The organism is Pseudoalteromonas sp. SR44-5 (assembly GCF_014163675.1).
Lineage (GTDB): Bacteria > Pseudomonadota > Gammaproteobacteria > Enterobacterales > Alteromonadaceae > Pseudoalteromonas > Pseudoalteromonas rhizosphaerae.
In genome coordinates this window covers 37,539-58,117 of sequence record NZ_JACJDT010000009.1, presented here as the reverse complement: position 1 = coordinate 58,117, position 20,579 = coordinate 37,539, and the positions used below count along the sequence as shown (strand labels likewise).

Annotated in this window: 18 protein-coding genes; 15 read left to right on the top strand and 3 right to left on the bottom strand. The window is 41.0% G+C overall.

Features of this window, described 5'->3' with window-relative positions; all coding sequences use genetic code 11:
- The first annotated feature begins 42 nt into the window (after window positions 1–42).
- Genes msbA through tcdA form a run of 6 tightly spaced genes read left to right on the top strand, consistent with a single transcriptional unit; the run spans window position 43 to window position 5,177 of the window.
- Window positions 43–1,788 carry a lipid A export permease/ATP-binding protein MsbA gene (msbA, locus tag H5154_RS07080; protein ID WP_182717870.1) on the top strand — a complete coding sequence of 582 codons (1,746 nt, stop codon included), beginning with the start codon at window positions 43–45 and terminating at the stop codon, window positions 1,786–1,788.
- Window positions 1,785–2,765 (top strand): tetraacyldisaccharide 4'-kinase, encoded by a 981-nt coding sequence (gene lpxK, locus H5154_RS07075; RefSeq protein WP_182717869.1) that lies wholly within the window; start codon window positions 1,785–1,787, stop codon window positions 2,763–2,765. Before msbA ends, lpxK begins: the two co-directional genes overlap by 4 nt.
- Window positions 2,755–2,952: a Trm112 family protein gene (locus tag H5154_RS07070; protein WP_145233843.1), complete on the top strand. Its 198-nt coding sequence runs from the start codon at window positions 2,755–2,757 to the stop codon at window positions 2,950–2,952. The genes lpxK and H5154_RS07070 overlap by 11 nt, the downstream gene beginning before the upstream one ends.
- Window positions 2,940–3,698 carry a 3-deoxy-manno-octulosonate cytidylyltransferase gene (kdsB, locus tag H5154_RS07065; RefSeq protein ID WP_182717868.1) on the top strand — a complete coding sequence of 253 codons (759 nt, stop codon included), beginning with the start codon at window positions 2,940–2,942 and terminating at the stop codon, window positions 3,696–3,698. The genes H5154_RS07070 and kdsB overlap by 13 nt, the downstream gene beginning before the upstream one ends.
- Window positions 3,699–3,701: 3 nt before the next feature.
- A complete protein-coding gene (locus H5154_RS07060; RefSeq protein WP_257325926.1) occupies window positions 3,702–4,376 on the top strand; it encodes a TIGR01621 family pseudouridine synthase in 675 nt (224 codons plus the stop codon).
- Window positions 4,377–5,177: a tRNA cyclic N6-threonylcarbamoyladenosine(37) synthase TcdA gene (gene tcdA, locus H5154_RS07055; protein ID WP_182717866.1), complete on the top strand. Its 801-nt coding sequence runs from the start codon at window positions 4,377–4,379 to the stop codon at window positions 5,175–5,177.
- Here the strand turns inward: tcdA and H5154_RS07050 are convergent.
- The 3 genes from H5154_RS07050 to H5154_RS07040 all read right to left on the bottom strand — a co-directional run bounded on the left by H5154_RS07050 (window position 5,174) and on the right by H5154_RS07040 (window position 8,232).
- Entirely contained in the window at window positions 5,174–5,587 is a 414-nt protein-coding gene (locus tag H5154_RS07050) for a SufE family protein (RefSeq protein ID WP_182717865.1), read from the bottom strand. The genes tcdA and H5154_RS07050 overlap by 4 nt on opposite strands.
- 13 nt (window positions 5,588–5,600) lie before the next feature.
- Window positions 5,601–6,815, bottom strand: a complete 1,215-nt coding sequence (locus tag H5154_RS07045; protein ID WP_182717864.1) for an aminotransferase class V-fold PLP-dependent enzyme — start codon at window positions 6,813–6,815, stop codon at window positions 5,601–5,603.
- Window positions 6,816–6,945: 130 nt separating this feature from the next.
- Window positions 6,946–8,232, bottom strand: coding sequence for a citrate synthase (locus tag H5154_RS07040; RefSeq protein WP_149981074.1), 1,287 nt, complete (start codon window positions 8,230–8,232; stop codon window positions 6,946–6,948).
- Between the two features lie 411 nt (window positions 8,233–8,643).
- Between H5154_RS07040 and sdhC the strand changes: the two genes are divergently transcribed.
- The 9 genes from sdhC to H5154_RS06995 all read left to right on the top strand — a co-directional run bounded on the left by sdhC (window position 8,644) and on the right by H5154_RS06995 (window position 20,566).
- Window positions 8,644–9,021, top strand: a complete 378-nt coding sequence (gene sdhC, locus H5154_RS07035) for a succinate dehydrogenase, cytochrome b556 subunit (RefSeq protein WP_084448108.1) — start codon at window positions 8,644–8,646, stop codon at window positions 9,019–9,021.
- Window positions 9,012–9,359 (top strand): succinate dehydrogenase, hydrophobic membrane anchor protein, encoded by a 348-nt coding sequence (gene sdhD / locus H5154_RS07030; RefSeq protein ID WP_169017830.1) that lies wholly within the window; start codon window positions 9,012–9,014, stop codon window positions 9,357–9,359. The genes sdhC and sdhD overlap by 10 nt, the downstream gene beginning before the upstream one ends.
- Window positions 9,360–11,132 carry a succinate dehydrogenase flavoprotein subunit gene (sdhA, locus tag H5154_RS07025; protein WP_182717863.1) on the top strand — a complete coding sequence of 591 codons (1,773 nt, stop codon included), beginning with the start codon at window positions 9,360–9,362 and terminating at the stop codon, window positions 11,130–11,132.
- Between the two features lie 10 nt (window positions 11,133–11,142).
- Complete coding sequence (locus H5154_RS07020) at window positions 11,143–11,859, top strand: succinate dehydrogenase iron-sulfur subunit (RefSeq protein ID WP_064666153.1); 717 nt, start codon at window positions 11,143–11,145, stop codon at window positions 11,857–11,859.
- Between the two features lie 86 nt (window positions 11,860–11,945).
- Window positions 11,946–14,768 carry a 2-oxoglutarate dehydrogenase E1 component gene (locus H5154_RS07015; protein WP_182717862.1) on the top strand — a complete coding sequence of 941 codons (2,823 nt, stop codon included), beginning with the start codon at window positions 11,946–11,948 and terminating at the stop codon, window positions 14,766–14,768.
- Window positions 14,769–14,771: 3 nt separating this feature from the next.
- Window positions 14,772–16,286, top strand: a complete 1,515-nt coding sequence (gene odhB, locus H5154_RS07010) for a 2-oxoglutarate dehydrogenase complex dihydrolipoyllysine-residue succinyltransferase (RefSeq protein WP_182717861.1) — start codon at window positions 14,772–14,774, stop codon at window positions 16,284–16,286.
- Window positions 16,287–16,462: 176 nt separating this feature from the next.
- A complete protein-coding gene (gene sucC, locus H5154_RS07005) occupies window positions 16,463–17,629 on the top strand; it encodes an ADP-forming succinate--CoA ligase subunit beta (protein ID WP_145233868.1) in 1,167 nt (388 codons plus the stop codon).
- Window positions 17,629–18,501 (top strand): succinate--CoA ligase subunit alpha, encoded by an 873-nt coding sequence (gene sucD, locus H5154_RS07000; protein WP_145233870.1) that lies wholly within the window; start codon window positions 17,629–17,631, stop codon window positions 18,499–18,501. The genes sucC and sucD overlap by 1 nt, the downstream gene beginning before the upstream one ends.
- Before the next feature lie 217 nt (window positions 18,502–18,718).
- Window positions 18,719–20,566, top strand: coding sequence for a diguanylate cyclase (locus H5154_RS06995; RefSeq protein WP_182717860.1), 1,848 nt, complete (start codon window positions 18,719–18,721; stop codon window positions 20,564–20,566).
- Window positions 20,567–20,579 lie beyond the last annotated feature (13 nt).

The window sequence follows — 20,579 nt, the reverse complement described above, 5'->3', positions numbered from 1 at the left end:
CTGGAGGCTACAATAGCCACAGATTATGAATAAGAGAGTATTATGGACCAGACTACATCACAAATTTATAAGCGTTTATTGACGTATGTGGGGGATTATAAAAGCGTTGCCATTTTTGCTGTTATTGGCATGATTGGTTACTCAGCGATGGATGCTTTATTTATCCAACTAATGAAGCCATTTATAGATCAGGGCTTAAATCAACGCAACGCTGAAGTATTAAAATACGCGCCATTTGTTGTCATCGCGTTAGTATTTGGCCGAGGTGTTTTTAATTATATCTCGTCTTATTGTTTAAGTTATGTGGGTTCACAAGTTGTCCGTTCGTTACGTCAGCAATTATTTGAGCATATTTTACATTTACCGGTTGCATTTCATGATCAAAATTCAACGGGTGATTTGATTTCAAAAATAACGTTCGATACAGAGCAAGTACAGCAAGCGATCACCAAAGCGATGCTCATTGTGGTCAGAGAAGGCGCGTTTGTGGTGTTTTTGCTAGCTGTGATGTTTTATACCAGTTGGAAGCTGTCGTTAATCTTTTTGGTTATAATTCCCTTAGTGGCCGTTATTGTCTCTGTTGTATCAAAACGTTTTCGCCATATCTCTAAAAACATTCAATCAGCAATGGGACAAGTTACCCGTAGCTCAGAGCAAATGCTCAGTGGTCATAAAGTTATTCATGGCTTTGGCGGTCAAGCGCAAGAAATAACTCAGTTTGCAAAAATTAATAACCATAACCGTCAGCAGCGTATCAAAATGGATGCCACTAAAGCGCTTAGTGTATCTGTGATTCAAATTTTGGCTGCCAGTGCAATGGCCGTTATTCTCTGGGTGGTTTCCATGCCATCAATGATTGATACAGTGAGCTCGGGGGATTTTGTGGTGCTTATTTCATCGATGATGATGTTATTACGCCCTTTAAAGCAATTAGCTAATGTAAATAGTGATTTACAGCGTGGCATATCTGCAGCGCAAAGTATTTTTTTAGTGCTTGATGAAGAGGTCGAAAAAGACGTCGGTACAGTTAGTGTAGATAAAGTAAAAGGTATGATTGAAGTTAAAAATGTCACCTTCAATTACCCAACGAAAGCAGAAGCTGTATTAAAAAACTTATCGCTCACTATAAAAGCAGGCGAGAGTATTGCGTTAGTTGGGCGTTCTGGTTCTGGTAAATCAACCATTTCAAACTTATTACCGCGTTATTATGACTTACAACCGCCCAGTGAGATTTTACTCGATGGTGTGCCATTGGCGGATTATAAGTTAACTGATTTACGTCGCCAATTTGCTTTAGTATCCCAGCAAGTGGTGTTATTTAATGACACTATTGCTAATAACATCAGTTATGGGATTGCACGTTCACTTAGCGATGACGAGGTATTGAATGTAGCAAGACAAGCACATGTGTGGGAATTTGTTAAAGATTTACCCGATGGTCTAAATACCATGGTCGGTGAGAATGGTGTAATGTTATCAGGCGGGCAGCGCCAACGAATTGCAATTGCGCGGGCGATATTAAAAGATGCACCAATCTTGATTTTAGATGAAGCAACCTCTGCATTGGATACTGAGTCTGAAAAACTGATCCAGCAAGCTTTAGAAGCATTAATGAAAAATAAAACCTCTATTGTGATTGCCCACCGATTATCAACAATCGAACAAAGCGACCGCATCTATGTTATTGATAATGGTCAAGTGATAGAAAGTGGTGATCACACTAGCTTACTGGCTAATGATGGCACGTATGCAGCGCTTTGCAAGATGCAATTTGGTGATCACGGGTGAGTAAAATAGAACAAAGTTGGTATCGAGAAATAAGCTTTATTACCATATTACTTTTACCACTGACTGTATTATTTTGGTTTATAAGTGATCTGCGTAAATTAGCGTATAAGCTAGGTTTATTGAAGGCATACCAAAGTCCTGTGCCAGTTATCGTGGTAGGTAATATTAGCGTTGGTGGTAATGGGAAAACCCCCTTTGTGATCTGGCTTGCGAATTACTTACAGCAGCGTGGCTTAAGAGTTGGCATTATTAGTCGCGGCTATGGCGGTAATAGTGATAGCTATCCACTTACTGTGACTGAGCATACCGACACGACTCAGGCAGGTGATGAGCCGGTACTTATTCAACGCAGGCTTGACTGCCCTGTAGTTGTAGGCCCAGATCGACAAGCGAATATAAAACAATTAATTGCGCATTATCAGCTTGATGTGATTATTTCCGATGATGGTATGCAACATTATAAAATGGCCAGAACAATAGAGTGCTGTATTGTTGATAGTGAACGGCGTTTTGGCAATGGCTTGTTAATGCCTGCGGGGCCACTGAGAGAAACACAAAAACGTTTAAAATCAGTTGACTTAGTTATTGAAAATGGGGGGAACGCCACGTTTAATTATCAGCTAAAAAGTGCTGATTTAGTAAATGTTGCCACTAATATAGCAACTAAAGTCCCGCTTTTGACCGGTCACGCAGTGAGCGCCATTGGTAATCCACAACGTTTTGAAAATAGCTTACGTCAACAAGGCATTACATTGCTAAGTTGCCATCATTTTCGAGATCATTATGGTTATACAGCACAAGATTTCATAAAATTTAATGATGATATAGTGTTTATGACGGAGAAAGATGCGGTAAAATGTCATTCATTTGCAAAACCAACGTGGTATTTTTTACCCGTTGACGCAGAGCCATCCCCTGCGGTGGTTTCTAAACTTAACTTATTACTGAGAGAAAAAGGGATCCTAGATGGCCTTTGATACAAAATTACTTGAAATAATTGCTTGCCCAGTGTGTAAAGGCAAATTACGTTTAGACAAAGAAAACAGTGAATTGATCAGCACAGCTGCAAAACTTGCTTACCCTATTCGAGATGATATTCCTGTATTACTAGAAAATGAAGCGCGTGAATTGAGCTTAGAAGAGATTGAAAAGTGGAATTCGTAGTCGTTATTCCTGCACGCTTTGCATCGAGTCGTCTACCAGGTAAACCACTTGCTGATATTTGTGGCAAACCGATGATCCAACATGTTTATGAAAAGGCGATGGTGTCAGGGGCAAGTAAGGTCGTGATAGCCACCGATCACCAACAGGTTTTTGATGTTGTCAAAGGTTTTACTAATGATGTATTAATGACTCGAGATGATCATCAGTCAGGCACTGAACGGCTAGCAGAAGTTGTTGATTTATTATCTCTCAATAACGATATTATTGTAGTGAATGTACAAGGTGATGAGCCTTTATTAGCCGCTGAAAATGTCTCGCAAGTTGCTGCTTTACTTGCTAATTCAAGTGCGCCAATGGCGACCTTGAGTGCTGCCATTGATAGTGTCGATGAGATCTTTAATCCCAACGCAGTTAAAGTCGTCAGCGATGTAAATAAAAACGCACTGTACTTTTCTCGTGCCAGCATTCCCTATGATCGAAGTAATATGTACACAGGTGAAAATAACGGATTAGACATACAAGATTTTCAACGTCATGTGGGTATTTATGCATACCGCGCTGGTTTTATTAAACAATACATCTCACTGACGCCATCCCCATTAGAGCAACTTGAATCTCTTGAGCAATTACGTGTTTTATATCATGGCTATAAAATAAAAATAGAACAGGCAAAAATAACACCGCAAGCAGGGGTTGATACGCCTGATGATTTAGCGCGTGTAGTCGCTATACTGCAAAGTCATTAAGTGGTGAACACGTTCACATTACTCAAGGTTATAGCAAAGCACCTTGATTTTTATATTATAGAAAAACCTGCCGGGCTTAATTTCCATAGTGAAGAAGGCCCAGGTTTTGTAGTACTGGCTGAGCAACAACTCGCAGAAAAGTTATATGCTGTGCACCGCCTTGATAAAGTGACATCGGGGCTAATAATTTTAGCACGCAGTAGTGAAGCGGCTGCAAAGCTGACAGTTTTATTTACTGCTCATCAAGTTAATAAGTTTTATTTGGCGATAAGTGATTGCAAACCGAAGAAAAAGCAAGGTTGGATCAAAGGGGATATGGCTAAATCACGCCGTAGTACCTATAAGCTACTAACAAGTAAAGAAAACCCAGCCATAACTCGCTTTTATTCTATTAATTTTAAAGCCAATAGAAGGGCATTTATTTTAAAGCCTTACTCGGGTAAAACGCACCAACTACGGGTCGCGCTAAAAAGCCTTTCTGCGCCGATTTTAGGTGATGTAATATACGGTGGTACTGCTGCTGAGCGCACCTATTTACATGCTTTTGCACTAAGTTTTGTGTGGCAAGGTAAACTACAGCAATTTAGTTTGTTACCGCATTACGATGATGAGTTTACAACATTAATTGAACATGAAAATTTTCAGCCTTGGCAGACACCATGGCAACTGGATTGGTAAATGAGTGAAAAAGTAACCGATATCCGTTTTGGTGGTATCAAAAGATTATATGGCAACACTGAATTTGAATGGCTACAACAAGCCCACTTTTGTGTTATTGGTATTGGTGGCGTGGGCTCGTGGGCGGCAGAGGCTCTAGCACGTACTGGAGTTGGTAAAATAACCTTAATTGATCTTGATGATATTTGTGCAACCAACGTGAATCGGCAAATACATGCATTAACAGGCACGGTGGGTGAAGCAAAGGTTGTCGCAATGAAGGCCCGCTGTGAATTGATCAATCCACTGTGTGAGGTCAGTGTTGTCGATGATTTTATTACTTTAGATAATATTCGTGAGCATATAAGTGGTTTTGACTATGTCATAGATTGCATTGATGCAGTAAAAGAAAAAGCGGCATTAATAGCGCATTGTAAACGTAACAAAATACCGGTGATCACCACCGGTGGTGCTGGCGGTCAAACTGATCCGAGTCAAATCACTTTTGGTGATGTAGCAAAGACCACCCATGATCCATTACTGGCAAAAGTCCGATATATTTTGCGCAAGCAGTACAACTTTAGTAGCAATCCAAAGCGAAAATTCAACATCGATTGTGTTTATTCAACTGAGCAATTGGTATATCCAAGTACTGATGGCAGCGTTTGTCATGCTAAACAGGGGGCTGATGGCTCCATGAATATGGATTGTAACAACGGTTTTGGTTCAGCGACTATGGTAACCGGAAGCTTTGGTTTTTTTGTCGCAGCAAAATCAATACGTAAATATTTAGATCGCTGCGCACGTATCGTGAAAAGTTAGTTTTTCTGTTGTGCCATGGTTTGAATACGCTCAACCATGGCTTTAATACCGTTGCCTCTGGAAGGACTAAGGTGCTGGATAAGCCCTAGATGATTAAACTGTGCAAATGCGTCAGTGTTAATAGCTTGTTCAGGGGTTAAACCATTATAAAGCGACAAAATGATCGCTAATAATCCTTTTACTATGCGGGTATCTGAGTCACCAATAATAACTAGGCAATTTTCTTCAAGATCAAAATCCAAATACAGCCAAACTTTACTCTCACAGCCAGGCACAAGGGCATCACTGGTTTTTAAAACAGCCGGCATAGCTGGTAATTGTTTACCTAGTAGCATTATTTCACGGTATTTTTGTTGCCATGATGGCGAGCTCTCAAGCGATGAAGCAATTTCTTTAAACGTTTTAATCATGTCTTATCCATAATTAGTCTAATAACTCTAAGCAATTTTGCAAAGCAGCGATAAATAAATCAACATCGCTATGGTTATTATAAAATGCAAAGCTGGCTCGAACACTGCCATTAATACCTAAATGTTGCATTAATGGCTGCGCACAATGATGACCGCTGCGAACTGCTATACCATAACCATCTAAAAGTGTTGCTATATCGAAAGGGTGTTCGTCTTTATAATTGAAACAAAGGGTACCAATATTGTTCTCAATGTTGCTATAAACGGTAATTCCTGCGATGGCTTGCAGTTTTTCTGCCGCATAATTAAAAATTACTTGTTCATGAGTATATACATTAGTCTTATTTAAACTGGTTAGATAATCGATTGCAGTTGCAAAAGCGATCACTGCAGCAATGTTTGGTGTACCTGCTTCAAACTTTGCTGGTGCCTGACGAAATATTGTTTTTGCTAATGTTACAGTTTCAATCATTTCGCCACCAGTTTGATACACAGCTAAACTATTTAATCGATCATAACGACCATATAATCCTCCTAATCCGGTCGGCCCGAGCATTTTATGAGCCGAAAAAACATAAAAATCACAACCAAGTTGAGGTAAATTTGGCTGTAAATGCAGCGCAGCTTGCGCACCATCCACTAAGGTAATTGCATCATGGCGTTTTGCGGCATGTAATATTGGGTCAAGATCTGTGATATTACCAAGCGCATTAGACGCGTGAGTGATAGCAAGTACAGATGGCTTATGCTGACTGATGAATTCAACACATGCTTGAACATCAAAGCAGCCATTTTTTTGTAACGGAAGTGCCAGTAGCTTTGCTCCCGTGCGCTTTGCTAACTGTTGCCATGGCACAATATTAGCGTGATGCTCTAAGGCTGAAATGATGATGGTTGAATCATTATCAAGCTGCTCAGTTAAGCCATTCGCCACTAAGTTTATTGCCTCAGTAGCTCCTTTGGTCCAAACTAATTCATTTGCATCGATATTAAAATAATTGGCAACGGTCTGTCTTGCTTGTTCATAGGCATGGGTTGCTTGTTCGCTTAAGGTATGGCGGCCACGATGAACATTAGCATTATTGCGTGCGTAAAATTGCTCAGTCGCGCTGATAACTGACAGTGGTTTTTGTGTGGTTGCAGCCGAATCAAGATAGACCAGCGGTTGCCCGTTGACGAGTTGTTTTAGGGCAGGAAAGTCTGCGCGAATTTTTTCTATATTAAACATAACTTTTCAACACCAAGCACAGCAAAGCCGAATTAAAAACTGAATCGGAATTGTAATGGCTTTGTGATATTTCTCAAGGACTAGATACAAAAAAGGCCGCAAATGCGGCCCTTTTTAGCATTAACTAAAATTAACGCTTGTCTGTCGCTACGTAATCACGGTGTGTGTGACCAGTATATAGCTGACGTGGACGGCTGATCTTATGACCAGGTTGCGATAACATCTCGTCCCAGTGTGTGATCCAACCAACAGTACGTGCCATTGCGAAGATCACAGTGAACATGCTTGTTGGGATACCAATTGCTTTTAAGATAATACCTGAGTAGAAGTCTACGTTAGGGTAAAGTTTCTTCTCAACAAAGTATGGGTCTTCTAAGGCAATTTGCTCAAGTTTCATTGCAATATCCAGCAATGGATCTTGAATATTAAGCTCAGCAAGTACTTCGTGACAGGTTTGACGCATTACAGTTGCACGCGGGTCGAAGTTTTTGTAAACACGGTGTCCAAAGCCCATAAGACGGAATGGGTCCGACTTATCTTTTGCTTTAGCAACGTATTCGTCGATGCGATCAACAGAGCCAATTTCTTCTAACATGTTTAAACATGCTTCGTTAGCACCGCCATGTGCAGGGCCCCATAGTGATGCGATACCCGCTGCAATACATGCATATGGGTTAGCACCAGAAGAGCCAGCTAAGCGTACTGTAGACGTTGATGCATTTTGCTCGTGATCAGCGTGAAGCATAAAGATTTTATCCATTGCTTTAGCAGTCACTGGATTAACTTTATATTCTTCAGCTGGTACAGAAAACATCATATGTAAGAAGTTTTCTGCATAGCTTAAATCATTACGTGGATAAACGAATGGTTGACCTACGTTATATTTGTAAGCCATCGCTGCGATAGTTGGTAGCTTAGCAATTAATTTTACTGCACTTGTTTTACGTTGTGTTGCATCAGTAATATCAAGATCTTCATGATAAAAAGATGATAATGCACCAACTACACCACATAGCATAGCCATTGGATGGGCATCAAAACGGAAACCTTGGAAGAAGTTTGCAATTTTCTCATCAAGCATCGTGCTATGTGTAATTTGTGATGCAAAATCAGCATATTGCTCTTTAGTTGGTAACTCACCATTTAGCAGTAAATAACACAACTCAACATAATCTGAGTCTTCGGCTAGTTGTTCAATTGGGTAACCACGGTGAAGTAATATCCCTTTGCCACCGTCGATATATGTAATTGAAGATTCGCAAGAACCAGTCGACATGAAACCTGGATCATATGTGAAATGACCATGAGCACCTAACGTACGTACATCGATTACATCCTGACCAGCAGTACCTTGGTAAATTGGAAGTTCGATTGGATCTAGACCATCAATATGGACTGTGGCTTTCTTATCCGCCATCTATTTATCTCCTATTAAGATAACAACTCTGATTGTTATGTTCTGAATCTGTTTAAGCACATCCTTTTCATTTTAACGTGAAAGAGGGGGTTAAAGTCAATTTTTATAAACATTATGCACAAATGTATAATAAATATTCTCACGGGATTAAATATTATACCATTGGCTAATTCGCAAATAGCTATAACTAAACAAGAATTGTAAAAAGACCTCTGGCTATATATACTATCGAAGGTTTTATACCGTATTGTCTGTAGGTAAACGTTATTTTTACAGCTAATCTTTGCAAAAATGTGAATTTTAGTCGTAACAAAACGCTTTACTTAGATAGTTCCATCAGAAAAATCGTTTTTTGGTGGGTTAAGAAAAACAAGTAGATGAGCTCCTAGTGGGCAAGATGGGCAAGTAACTGTGAAAAAGCAAAGACCTGTAAATCTAGATCTAACAACTATATCTATGCCGGCAGCGGCTAAAGCATCAATTTTTCACCGCGTCACCGGTGTTGCATTATTTTTTGCTTTAACGTTTGTCATTTGGGCTTGGTCAGAGTCTCTTTCTTCAGCTGAAGGTTTTGAATTCGTCAAGGGTCTGTTTAGCGGATTCATTGCCAAATTTATAGCTTGGGGCACCATTTCTGTATTGGCGTATCACCTTATTGGTGGTATCCGTCATATCATTATGGATATGGGACATTGGGAAGAACTTGAATCAGGTAACCTTAGCGCTAAAATTGCAATGGCACTTGGCGTTGTGGCTTCTGTATTAGCAGGGGTGTGGATATGGTTTTAAATCAAGCAACTCTAAAACGTGACGGCATACAAGATTATGTCTCGTTACGTACCACGGCACTAGTAATTACCGCGTATGCGATTTTTATTATTGGCTACTTCTTATGTACACCAGAAGTCACTTTCGAAGCATGGCAAGGCCTGTTTTCAAACCTAGCAATGAAAGGGTTCACACTAATTACCCTTGTTTGCATTATGGTTCATACCCGTATTGGCCTTTGGCAAGTACTGACTGACTACGTTAAATGCGCAAAATTGCGTGCTGTTTTAGGTTTTGTTTTGAACCTAATGGCCGCTGCATACGTAGCAATTGGTCTAATCGTTCTATGGGGTGTTTAAGTGAAATATTCTGTTCGTGAATTTGATGCCGTCGTGATTGGCGCAGGTGGTGCGGGTATGCGCGCGGCACTTGCAATCACTGAATCAGGTAAAACCTGTGCACTTATCTCTAAAGTTTTCCCAACGCGTTCACACACTGTGTCTGCACAAGGTGGTATTACGGTTGCGCTGGGTAACTCACATGAAGATAACTGGGAATGGCACATGTACGATACCGTTAAAGGTTCCGATTTCATCGGTGACCAAGACGCTATCGAATATATGTGTAAAACTGGCCCAGAAGCAATTACTGAATTAGAAAACATGGGTCTACCGTTTTCTCGTTTTGAAAATGGCCGTGTTTACCAACGTCCTTTCGGTGGTCAATCGAAAAACTTTGGTGGCGAGCAAGCAGCACGTACCGCGGCTGCGGCTGACCGTACAGGTCATGCGTTATTGCACCTTCTTTATCAACAAAACGTTAAAAACAAAACCAATGTATTCTCTGAGTGGTATGCATTAGATTTAGTTAAAAACGATGATGGTAATGTAGTTGGTTGTACTGCTATTGATATTGAAACAGGCGAAGTTGTTTATTTCAAATCAAAAGCTGTGGTACTAGCAACAGGTGGTGCGGGTCGTATCTTCGCTTCAACTACTAATGCTCACATTAACACTGGTGACGGTGTTGGTATGGCGACACGTGCTGGCATTTCTATGCAAGACATGGAAATGTGGCAGTTTCACCCAACCGGTATTGCTGGTGCGGGTACGCTAGTAACGGAAGGTTGTCGTGGTGAAGGTGGTTATCTTTTAAATAAAGATGGCGAACGCTTCATGGAACGTTATGCACCGAATGCGAAAGACTTAGCGTCACGCGATGTTGTTGCCCGTTCAATGATGACAGAAATTCGTGAAGGTCGTGGTTGTGATGGTCCTTGGGGTCCACACATTAAGCTTAAACTTGATCACTTAGGTGAAGAAACGCTTAACCTACGTCTTCCAGGTGTATGTGATCTTGCTAAAACATTTGCTCACGTTGACCCTGCAAAAGAGCCAATTCCAGTAATCCCTACTTGTCACTATATGATGGGTGGTGTTCCTACTAACGTAAATGGTCAAGCGCTACAAATCGATGCTAACGGCAACGAAAAAGTAGTTGAAGGTTTATTTGCTGTTGGTGAAATTGCCTGTGTATCTGTACACGGTGCAAACCGCCTAGGTGGTAACTCATTACTTGATTTAGTTGTATTTGGGCGTGCTGCAGGTAACTTCCTTGGCACTTACCTAAATGACGTTGAAGTATCAAAAGATGCCTCAGAATCAGATTTAGACGCTGCACTCGCTCGTTTCAATCGTTGGGAGAACTCAACAGTTGGTCAAGGCGAAGATCCAGTACAAATCAAGAAAGACCTACAGCAGTGTATGCAACTTAACTTCTCGGTATTCCGTGAAGGTGAGTCAATGGCAGCCGGTCTAAAAGAGCTTAAAGAAATTCGTGAACGTCTGCAGCATGCGCGTCTTGATGATAAATCATCAGACTTCAACACTGCACGTATCGAATGTCTAGAGTTAGATAACATGATGGAAACAGCATACTCAACAGCAGTTGCTGCAAACTTCCGTACAGAAAGCCGTGGTGCACACTCTCGCTTTGACTTCCCAGATCGTGATGACGAAAACTGGTTATGTCACTCAGTATTCAATCCGGTAACGGATGAAATGAGCAAGCGTGATGTAAACTATGCGCCGAAACTGCGCGAAGCATTTCCACCTAAAGCACGTACCTACTAGGAGCGAGACGATGGCACAAGTACAATTTTCTGTTTATCGTTACAATCCAGATGTTGATAACGCCCCCCGTATGCAAGAATATACTTTGCAAACGGAAGAAGGCCACGACATGATGGTATTGGATGCACTTTTATTATTAAAAGAGCAAGATCCAACGTTATCATTTCGTCGTTCATGCCGTGAAGGTGTGTGTGGCTCTGACGGTGTTAACATGAATGGTAAAAATGGTTTAGCATGTATTACTCCTTTATCAACGCTACAAAAAGGTGGCAAAGGTAAAATCGTAATTCGTCCATTACCAGGTTTACCAGTGGTACGTGACCTTGTTATTGACATGAGTCAGTTCTACACTCAATACGAAAAAGTAAAGCCTTATCTAATTAACGATACACCTGCTGCAGGTGAGCGTCTTCAATCAATTGAAGAACGTGACAAGTTAGATGGCTTGTATGAGTGTATTCTATGTGCATGTTGTTCAACATCGTGTCCTTCGTTCTGGTGGAATCCAGACAAGTTCATCGGTCCAGCTGGTCTTCTTCATGCTTACCGTTTCTTGGCAGATAGCCGAGATACAGCAACAGAAGAGCGTTTAGCTGACTTAGACGATGCATTCAGCGTGTTCCGTTGTCACAGTATCATGAACTGTGTTAGCGTTTGTCCTAAAGGTCTTAATCCAACTAAGGCAATCGGACAAATCAAATCAATGTTAATAAACCGTTCAGTTTAATAATATTGATAAATGTAAGATGGCTAATGTAAATTAGCCATCTTGTTATAACAATTAATTTCTGCGCTAAAGAAAAGGGCTTATAAATGCACGAAGGTGTGATGAAGGCATGGCTAGAATCTTCACATTTAAACGGCGGAAACGTTGCTTATATAGAAGAGCTTTATGAAGCGTATTTAGACAATGCGACTTCTGTGCCAGAAGAATGGCGAGAAGTGTTCGAACAATTACCAAAAGTAGATGGTGTGGATGTTGAAGTAAAGCATTCAGAAGTTCGTGCACAGTTTGCGGCGCTTGCGAAAAACAAGCATAGAGAAGTAGTGGTAGCAGAGGGCAGTGGTAGCGGCGATCCTAAACAGGTCAAAGTACTGCAGCTTATTAATGCTTTCCGTTTCCGTGGTCACCAAAATGCTAACTTAGATCCATTAGGCATTTGGCAGCGTGAACGTGTTCGAGATTTAGAACTTGAATACCATGAATTATCTAAAGCTGATTTTGACCGTGAATTTAACGTGGGATCGTTTGCCGTTGGCCGCGATACCATGCCTTTAGGTGAGTTATATCAAGCACTAATGACCACATATTGTGGTTCAGTAGGTGCTGAGTATATGCACATCACATCAACTGAAGAAAAACGTTGGTTACAACAACGTTTAGAATCAGTGCAATCACGACCAACATTCAGTAAAGAAGAAAAGTTGCGTATCCTCAAAGGATTAACCGCAGCCGATGGTCTTGAAAAGTATTTAGGGGCTAAGTTCCCAGGTGCTAAGCGTTTCTCACTCGAAGGTGGTGATGCGTTAGTACCGATGCTGAAAGAGCTTATTCACCGTGCTGGCGAAAGTGGCCAACAAGAAGCGGTAATTGGTATGGCTCACCGTGGTCGCTTAAATGTTCTTGTCAATGTACTTGGTAAAAATCCATCAGAACTATTTGATGAGTTTGCTGGCAAGCATAAAGAAACATTAAGCTCAGGTGATGTTAAATACCACATGGGTTACTCTTCGGATTTTGCTACTAAAGGTGGCAAAGTTCATATGGCTCTTGCCTTTAACCCATCGCATCTTGAAATCGTAAACCCAGTAGTTATGGGCTCGGTTCGTGCACGTTTAGACCGTTTGGGTGACAGTTCAGGTATTAAAGCACTACCTATCACCATTCATGGTGATTCGGCAGTTGCAGGCCAAGGTGTTGTTCAAGAAACCTTTAACTTATCGCAAACAAATGCGTTTAGTTGTGGTGGTAGTATTCGCATTGTAGTGAACAACCAAGTTGGTTTTACTACAAGCAAACAATACGATGTACGTTCAACAGATTACTGTACAGACATCGCAAAAATGGTGCAATCGCCTATTTTCCACGTTAATTCAGATGACCCTGAAGCGGTTGCATTTGTTACGCAAATCGCACTTGATTTCAGAAATCAATTTAAACGTGATGTGGTTATTGATCTAGTTTGTTATCGTCGTCACGGCCATAATGAAGCGGATGAGCCGAATGCGACTCAACCGATCATGTACCAAAAAATCAAAAAACACCCTGTGCCACGTTTGATCTACGCAGATCAGTTAATGGCTGAAGGCTCGTTTACTGAAGATGAAATTAAAGCACTGGCTGATGACTACCGTAATGGTTTAGACGAAGGCAATTGTGTTGTTGAAGAAATTCAACCAGAAACATCACACTCATCTGATTGGGCTAAGTATGTTGGCCATGAATGGAGTGTTGATTACGATGCCAGCGTTCCAGTTGAAAAATTAAAAGAACTGGGTAACAAAATAGCAAGTTACCCTGAGCAATATAAAGCCCAGTCTCGCGTTAAAAAGATTTACGATGATCGCAAATTAATGGCTAACGGTGAGAAACCACTTGATTGGGGTATGGCAGAAACACTTGCTTATGCAACAATCGCAACTGAAGGCACTGATATTCGTTTAACAGGCCAAGATTCAGGGCGTGGTACTTTCTTCCACCGCCATGCAGTTGTACATAGTCAAACTGATGGGGCCACTTACACGCCTTTACAGCACTTAAGTGAAGATCAAGGTACTTTCCAAGTATTTGACTCTGTGCTTTCAGAAGAAGCGGTTGTGGCGTTTGAATATGGTTATGCGACAGCAGAGCCAACATCACTAGTATTGTGGGAAGCACAGTTTGGTGATTTTGCTAACGGCGCCCAAGTTGTATTTGACCAATTCTTAAGTTCAGGTGAGCAAAAATGGGGCCGCTTATGTGGACTGACCATTTTATTGCCACATGGTTATGAAGGGCAAGGTCCTGAGCACAGTTCAGCACGTTTAGAGCGTTTCTTACAGCTATGTGCTGATCACAACATGCAAGTATGTGTGCCATCAACACCGGCACAAGTATATGCAATGTTACGTCGTCAATCAGTAAGACCACTGCGTCGCCCACTGATTGTTATGACACCTAAATCATTGTTACGTCATCCACTTGCAACGTCGTCGCTTGAAGAGCTTGCAGAAGGTGTATTCCATAATATGATCGATGAAATCGATGATATTGATGCTAAGAAAGTAGAACGCGTAGTATTTTGTAGTGGTAAAGTTTACTACGAGCTATTACAAGAGCGTCGTAAGCTTGAGCAAGACAATATAGCTATTGTGCGTGTTGAACAGTTATACCCATTCCCACATGATGAAATGGAAGCCATTATGGCGCGTTATCAACATGTGAAAGACTTTGTTTGGTGTCAAGAAGAGCCGCAAAACCAAGGTGCTTGGTATTGTTCACAACACCACTTTGTAGATGCAATCCCACAAGGTGCGAAGCTTAAATATGCAGGTCGTAAAGCCTCTGCTTCTCCAGCGTGTGGTTATATGTCAGTGCATACTAAAGAACAACAAGCGCTTGTCGCAGACGCGCTTACTATTGAAAATAAAGGATAAGCAATGAGCACAGAAATTAAAGTTCCTGTTCTTCCTGAGTCGGTTGCTGATGCTTCCGTTGCTACATGGCATGTAAGTGTTGGCGACAAAGTAAGCCGTGATCAGAACTTAGTAGATATCGAAACAGACAAAGTTGTTTTAGAAGTTGTTGCACCACATGATGGTGTGATCACTGAAATTTCACAAGAAGAAGGTGCAACCGTACTTGGCGACCAAGTGATCGGTATCATTGGTGAGGCTGATGCAGCTGCGCCAACTGAAGACGCAAAGAGCGAAGCTGCACCAGCTTCGGACAAACAAGAAAACGCGCCAGCGGCGCAATCAGCACCAGCATCAGAAGGTAAAGAAGTGGACATTAAAGTACCTGTACTTCCAGAATCAGTCGCAGACGCGACAGTAGCTACTTGGCATGTGCAACCAGGTGACGCAGTAACACGCGATCAAAACCTAGTTGATATCGAAACTGATAAAGTTGTTCTTGAAGTTGTTGCTCAAGAAGATGGCGTAATGGGTGAAATTATTCACGCAGAAGGCGATACAGTACTGGGTGACCAAGTTATCGGTAAAGTTAAAGCCGGTGGCGCACCAGCTGCAGCCCCTGCAGCAAAAGAACAAGCTCCAGCTGCTGATTCTAGCGATAGCTCAGACGTGTTAACACCGTCAGTGCGTCGTTTAATCGCAGAAAAAGGCCTAGATGCTTCTAAAATTAAAGGCTCTGGTAAAAATGGTCGTGTGACAAAAGAAGATGTTGATCAATTCTTGAAGTCACCAGCTCCTGCGGCGAAAGCTGAAGCAGCGCCAGCGGCACCAATGGGTGACCGTACACAAAAACGCGTGCCTATGACACGTTTACGTAAAACCATTGCTAATCGTCTTCTTGAAGCGAAAAACTCTACTGCAATGTTAACGACATTTAACGAAGTTAACATGAAACCAATCATGGATCTTCGTAAGCAGTATCAAGAAGTGTTCGAGAAACGTCACGGTATCCGTTTAGGTTTCATGTCTTTTTACGTAAAAGCAGTTACTGAAGCACTAAAACGTTTCCCTGACGTAAATGCATCAATTGATGGCGATGATATCGTATACCACAACTATTTTGATATCAGCATTGCAGTTTCTACGCCACGTGGCCTAGTGACTCCAGTACTAAAAGATTGCGATAAGCTATCTGTTGCTGAAATCGAAAAAGGTATTCGTGAATTAGCACTTAAAGGTCGTGATGGTAAGTTAACACTTGACGACATGACGGGTGGTAACTTCACTATCACTAACGGTGGTGTGTTCGGTTCGTTACTATCAACACCTATTATTAACTTACCGCAGTCTTCAATTTTGGGTATGCATAAAATCCAAGATCGTCCAATGGCTGTGAATGGTAAAGTTGAAATTCTTCCTATGATGTATTTGGCATTATCTTATGATCATCGCCAAATAGATGGTAAAGAATCTGTTGGCTTCTTAGTAACAATTAAAGAGTTACTTGAAGATCCAACTCGTTTATTACTGGATGTTTAATTCAGTAGTATAAAATATAAGCTGTGAGTCATATTCACAGCTTTTTTTTTGCGCCTTTGGTCGTACTGGGGTTTTCATGTTAAGCCTTGGGATCTATACTAGGTGCGCAATTTGGGATAGCTGTCTATTTATAAAAATAGTCAGCTCTTTTAGTATAAAAAATTGGATAAAGCATCATGAATTTGCATGAGTATCAGGCAAAACAACTTTTTGCCGAATATGGTTTACCAGTTTCTCAAGGTTTCGCTTGCGATACACCTGAAGAAGCTGCAGCAGCTGCTGAGAAAATCGGCGGTGATATGTGGGTTGTTAAAACTCAGGTTCACGCAGGTGGACGTGGTAAAGCTGGCGGTGTAAAGCTAGTTAAAACTATCGACGAAGTTAAAGCGTTTGCAGCTAACTGGTTAGGTAAAAACCTAGTTACTTACCAAACAGACGAGAATGGTCAGCCAGTTGCTAAAATTTTAGTAGAAAGCTGTACTGATATCGCCAACGAATTGTACTTAGGTGCAGTTGTTGACCGTGCATCTCGCAAAGTTGTTTTCATGGCGTCTACTGAAGGCGGTGTTGAAATTGAAACTGTTGCTGAAGAAACACCAGAGCTTATCCACAAAGCAGAGATCGACCCATTAGTAGGTCCTCAAGCTTACCAAGCACGTGAACTAGGTTTTAAATTGGGTCTTAACCCAGTACAAATGAAACAGTTCGTACAGATCTTTATGGGTCTTGGTAAAATGTTTACTGATTTCGATTTCGCACTACTTGAAATCAACCCGCTTGTTATCACTGATGAAGGTAACCTTCACTGTCTTGACGGCAAAATCGGTATCGATGGTAATGCACTTTACCGTCAACCTAAAATGCGTGATTTCCACGATCCATCACAAGAAGATGCACGTGAAGCTCATGCAGCAAGTTTTGAACTTAACTACGTTGCATTAGACGGTAACGTTGGTTGTATGGTTAACGGTGCAGGCCTAGCAATGGGTACTATGGACATCGTAAACCTACACGGTGGCAAGCCTGCAAACTTCCTAGATGTTGGCGGCGGCGCGACTAAAGAACGTGTATCAGAAGCATTCAAAATCATTCTTTCTGATGACAACGTTAAAGCCGTTTTAGTTAACATCTTCGGTGGTATCGTTCGTTGTGACATGATCGCTGAAGGCATCATTGGTGCAGTTAAAGAAGTTGGCGTAAACGTACCAGTAGTTGTACGTTTAGAAGGTACTAACGCTGAGCTAGGTCGTGAAGTTCTTAAGAACTCTGGTCTAGATATCATTGCTGCTGAATCACTAACAGACGCGGCTGAAAAAGTTGTTGCTGCTGCGGAGGGCAAATAATGTCTGTATTAATCAATAAAGATACAAAAGTTATCTGTCAAGGTTTCACCGGTGGCCAAGGTACTTTCCACTCTGAGCAAGCGCTTGAGTACGGTACACAAATGGTTGGTGGTGTAAGCCCAGGTAAAGGCGGTCAAACGCACCTTGGTCTTCCAGTATTTAACACTGTACGTGATGCTGTAGAAGCAACTGGCGCAACTGCATCAGTTATCTATGTACCAGCACCTTTTTGTAAAGATGCTATCTTAGAAGCAATCGATGCGGGCATCGAGCTAATCGTTTGTATCACTGAAGGTATCCCTACACTTGATATGGTTGACGTTAAAGTTAAACTAGATCAAACAGGTACTCGTATGATCGGTCCTAACTGTCCAGGTGTTATCACTCCTGGTGAGACTAAGATTGGTATCATGCCTGGTCACATCCACAAACCTGGTAAAGTAGGTATTGTTTCTCGCTCTGGTACTTTAACGTACGAAGCTGTTAAACAAACTACAGATGCAGGTTTCGGTCAGTCTACCTGTGTTGGTATTGGTGGCGACCCAATTCCTGGTACTAACTTTATCGACGTTTTAGAAATGTTCGAAAAAGATCCACAAACTGAAGCGATCGTAATGATCGGTGAAATCGGTGGTACTGCAGAAGAAGAAGCTGCAGAGTACATCAAAGCTAACGTTACTAAGCCTGTTGTTTCTTACATTGCTGGTGTTACTGCACCAGAAGGTAAGCGTATGGGTCATGCTGGCGCAATCATCGCTGGCGGTAAAGGTACTGCTGATGAGAAATTTGCTGCATTAGAAGCTGCGGGCGTAAAAACTGTACGTTCACTTGCTGATATCGGTAAAGCACTTAAAGAAAAAACTGGCTGGTAATAACCCGCTATGTTTTGAAAAAAAGGCTCACTTAGTGAGCCTTTTTTATTGTCATTATTCATAAAGTATTATGTCTAGATAATGATGAATTTCAGAATCTTTAGCTGTTTATTTAATAATAAAAATCAATAGCTTGTTTCAATAAAATCTACTGGTAATAATCAAAACTGCCGTTATAATGTGCGATTGCTTTTTATCATTGGAAGATCTAGCAGTAATGCGAATAATTTATTTTACAGTCTACCTTGTATGCTTTTGTTGCTCTTTCAATTTATTTTCATCTACTTCATTTCGTACCGCATTTTTAGTAACCGAACAACGCGCATTAGCTGAACCAAATCAGTTGATCGAAGAATTAGTTCTTACACAAGCAGCTCAGGGTATTTCTACCACTGAACACGCTTATAATAATACTTTGTTAGCGCGGCTGTATTTATTTAAAGGTGATATCGCACGTTCACAAAGTTACTTTGAACTTGCCCAACAACAACTGCCTAAAGACGATGATTGGATCCAAGGTTATTGGTTAATGTATCGGAGTGTTTTTTCTTTAGAAGAAGGGCTGTTACCTGAAAGTATTAAACAAATCCGCTTAGCACAAAATGCCTTTACTCAAGCAAACGATTTAGAGATGTTGGTACAAGCTGAGTCTATTGAAGGAGCTCTGTTGCTCTGGCAAGAGGAATACCCTAAAGCAATAGAAATTATCGAAAATGCCTACATTGAAGCGAAAACTACGAATATGTCATCAACTACCATGCTTTATGTTTATGATAGTTTAGCGGCATATTATTCGACCATGTCACTATTTGAGAAAGGTGAGCAATATGCAGTTTTGGCGCGCGATATCGCCAGCAAAAACGGCGATGTTGTCAATGGTTTGCCTGTTATCTATATCTTATGCATGACATATGAGCGCGCTGAAAAACTTGATTCAGCGGCGGCTTGTTATGAAGAAATGATAATGTTATCAGCAATGGTAAAAGCACCGCGCTATCTTTTTTTGGCACCAGCTGGTAAGGCAAATGTCGCTCTGAAGCAAAAAAAATATTCGCAAGCGTTGCAACTACTATACTTGGCTAAAAGTTATGTCAATAAAGTGATTGTAAATCCAGCGCATATAATTGCGTTAAATAATGGATTTGCTAAAACTTTCTTAGCATTACAGCAACCAGAGCAAGCACTTGAATATATTCAAGCATCAGAGTTATTGTTGACTGATTACGATAGGCCGCTTAATAACCGTTACAGCCGTAATACACTTAGCTTAAAGGCGCAAAGCCTAGAACAATTAGGTCGTTTTGCAGAGGCTACTAATGCACTGAAGTTATTGATTAAGCTTACAGAGCAAGCAAAAGAAACAACGCAGCAGAAACTCGAGCAAGAAGCACGCTCACGATTTGAATCTACTCAACAAGATATCAAATTGCAGTTGGCTGAAGAGAAATTAAAATACCAACAAATTACTTTAGATAAGTTAGCTAAAGAAGGACAGTTACAAGCAGCCTATTCTGTTATTGGTATATTAGCGATATTAAGCATTACAATTTTCGCATTAAATCAACGCAAAGCATATTTACGAAGCCAACGCAGAGCAAATACAGATCCACTCACTGGAGCTCATAACCGTCGCTATATTCTCGATTTTATTGCATCGCAACTTATCGGGAAGCAACAAAACTTTTCAGTTTCAATTTTAGATATTGATCATTTTAAACAAGTAAATGATCAATATGGTCATGATATCGGTGATCAAGCCCTAATTGCTTTTAGCGCGTTACTTACTGAGCAGTTAGCTGATACTGAGTATCAATTTGCTCGCTTTGGTGGTGAAGAGTTTATTGTGGTAATGCCAAACTTAACACTTGCACAAGGACATGATTTTATCGGTAACTTATGCATTTGTTTAAAATCGTTAAGCTTGACCGATAAAAAAATCACTTTAACAAGCAGTGCAGGGGTCGCACAAATGCAGCCAGGACTCGCCCTTAATACGTTATTAAAAATTGCTGACACAAACCTTTACCATGCTAAAAATACTGGCAGGGATAAGGTCTGTAGTTAACATGAACTCAGCT

Excerpts from the sequence above, each read along its gene's own strand:
- msbA (WP_182717870.1), top strand. The coding sequence starts at position 43 with ATGGACCAGACTACATCACAAATTTATAAGCGTTTATTGACGTATGTG.
- H5154_RS07070 (WP_145233843.1), top strand. The coding sequence starts at position 2,755 with ATGGCCTTTGATACAAAATTACTTGAAATAATTGCTTGCCCAGTGTGT.
- tcdA (WP_182717866.1), top strand. The coding sequence starts at position 4,377 with ATGAGTGAAAAAGTAACCGATATCCGTTTTGGTGGTATCAAAAGATTA.
- H5154_RS07050 (WP_182717865.1), bottom strand. The coding sequence starts at position 5,587 with ATGATTAAAACGTTTAAAGAAATTGCTTCATCGCTTGAGAGCTCGCCA.
- H5154_RS07045 (WP_182717864.1), bottom strand. The coding sequence starts at position 6,815 with ATGTTTAATATAGAAAAAATTCGCGCAGACTTTCCTGCCCTAAAACAA.
- H5154_RS07040 (WP_149981074.1), bottom strand. The coding sequence starts at position 8,232 with ATGGCGGATAAGAAAGCCACAGTCCATATTGATGGTCTAGATCCAATC.
- sdhD (WP_169017830.1), top strand. The coding sequence starts at position 9,012 with ATGGTTTTAAATCAAGCAACTCTAAAACGTGACGGCATACAAGATTAT.
- H5154_RS07020 (WP_064666153.1), top strand. The coding sequence starts at position 11,143 with ATGGCACAAGTACAATTTTCTGTTTATCGTTACAATCCAGATGTTGAT.
- H5154_RS07015 (WP_182717862.1), top strand. The coding sequence starts at position 11,946 with ATGCACGAAGGTGTGATGAAGGCATGGCTAGAATCTTCACATTTAAAC.
- odhB (WP_182717861.1), top strand. The coding sequence starts at position 14,772 with ATGAGCACAGAAATTAAAGTTCCTGTTCTTCCTGAGTCGGTTGCTGAT.
- sucC (WP_145233868.1), top strand. The coding sequence starts at position 16,463 with ATGAATTTGCATGAGTATCAGGCAAAACAACTTTTTGCCGAATATGGT.
- sucD (WP_145233870.1), top strand. The coding sequence starts at position 17,629 with ATGTCTGTATTAATCAATAAAGATACAAAAGTTATCTGTCAAGGTTTC.
- H5154_RS06995 (WP_182717860.1), top strand. The coding sequence starts at position 18,719 with ATGCGAATAATTTATTTTACAGTCTACCTTGTATGCTTTTGTTGCTCT.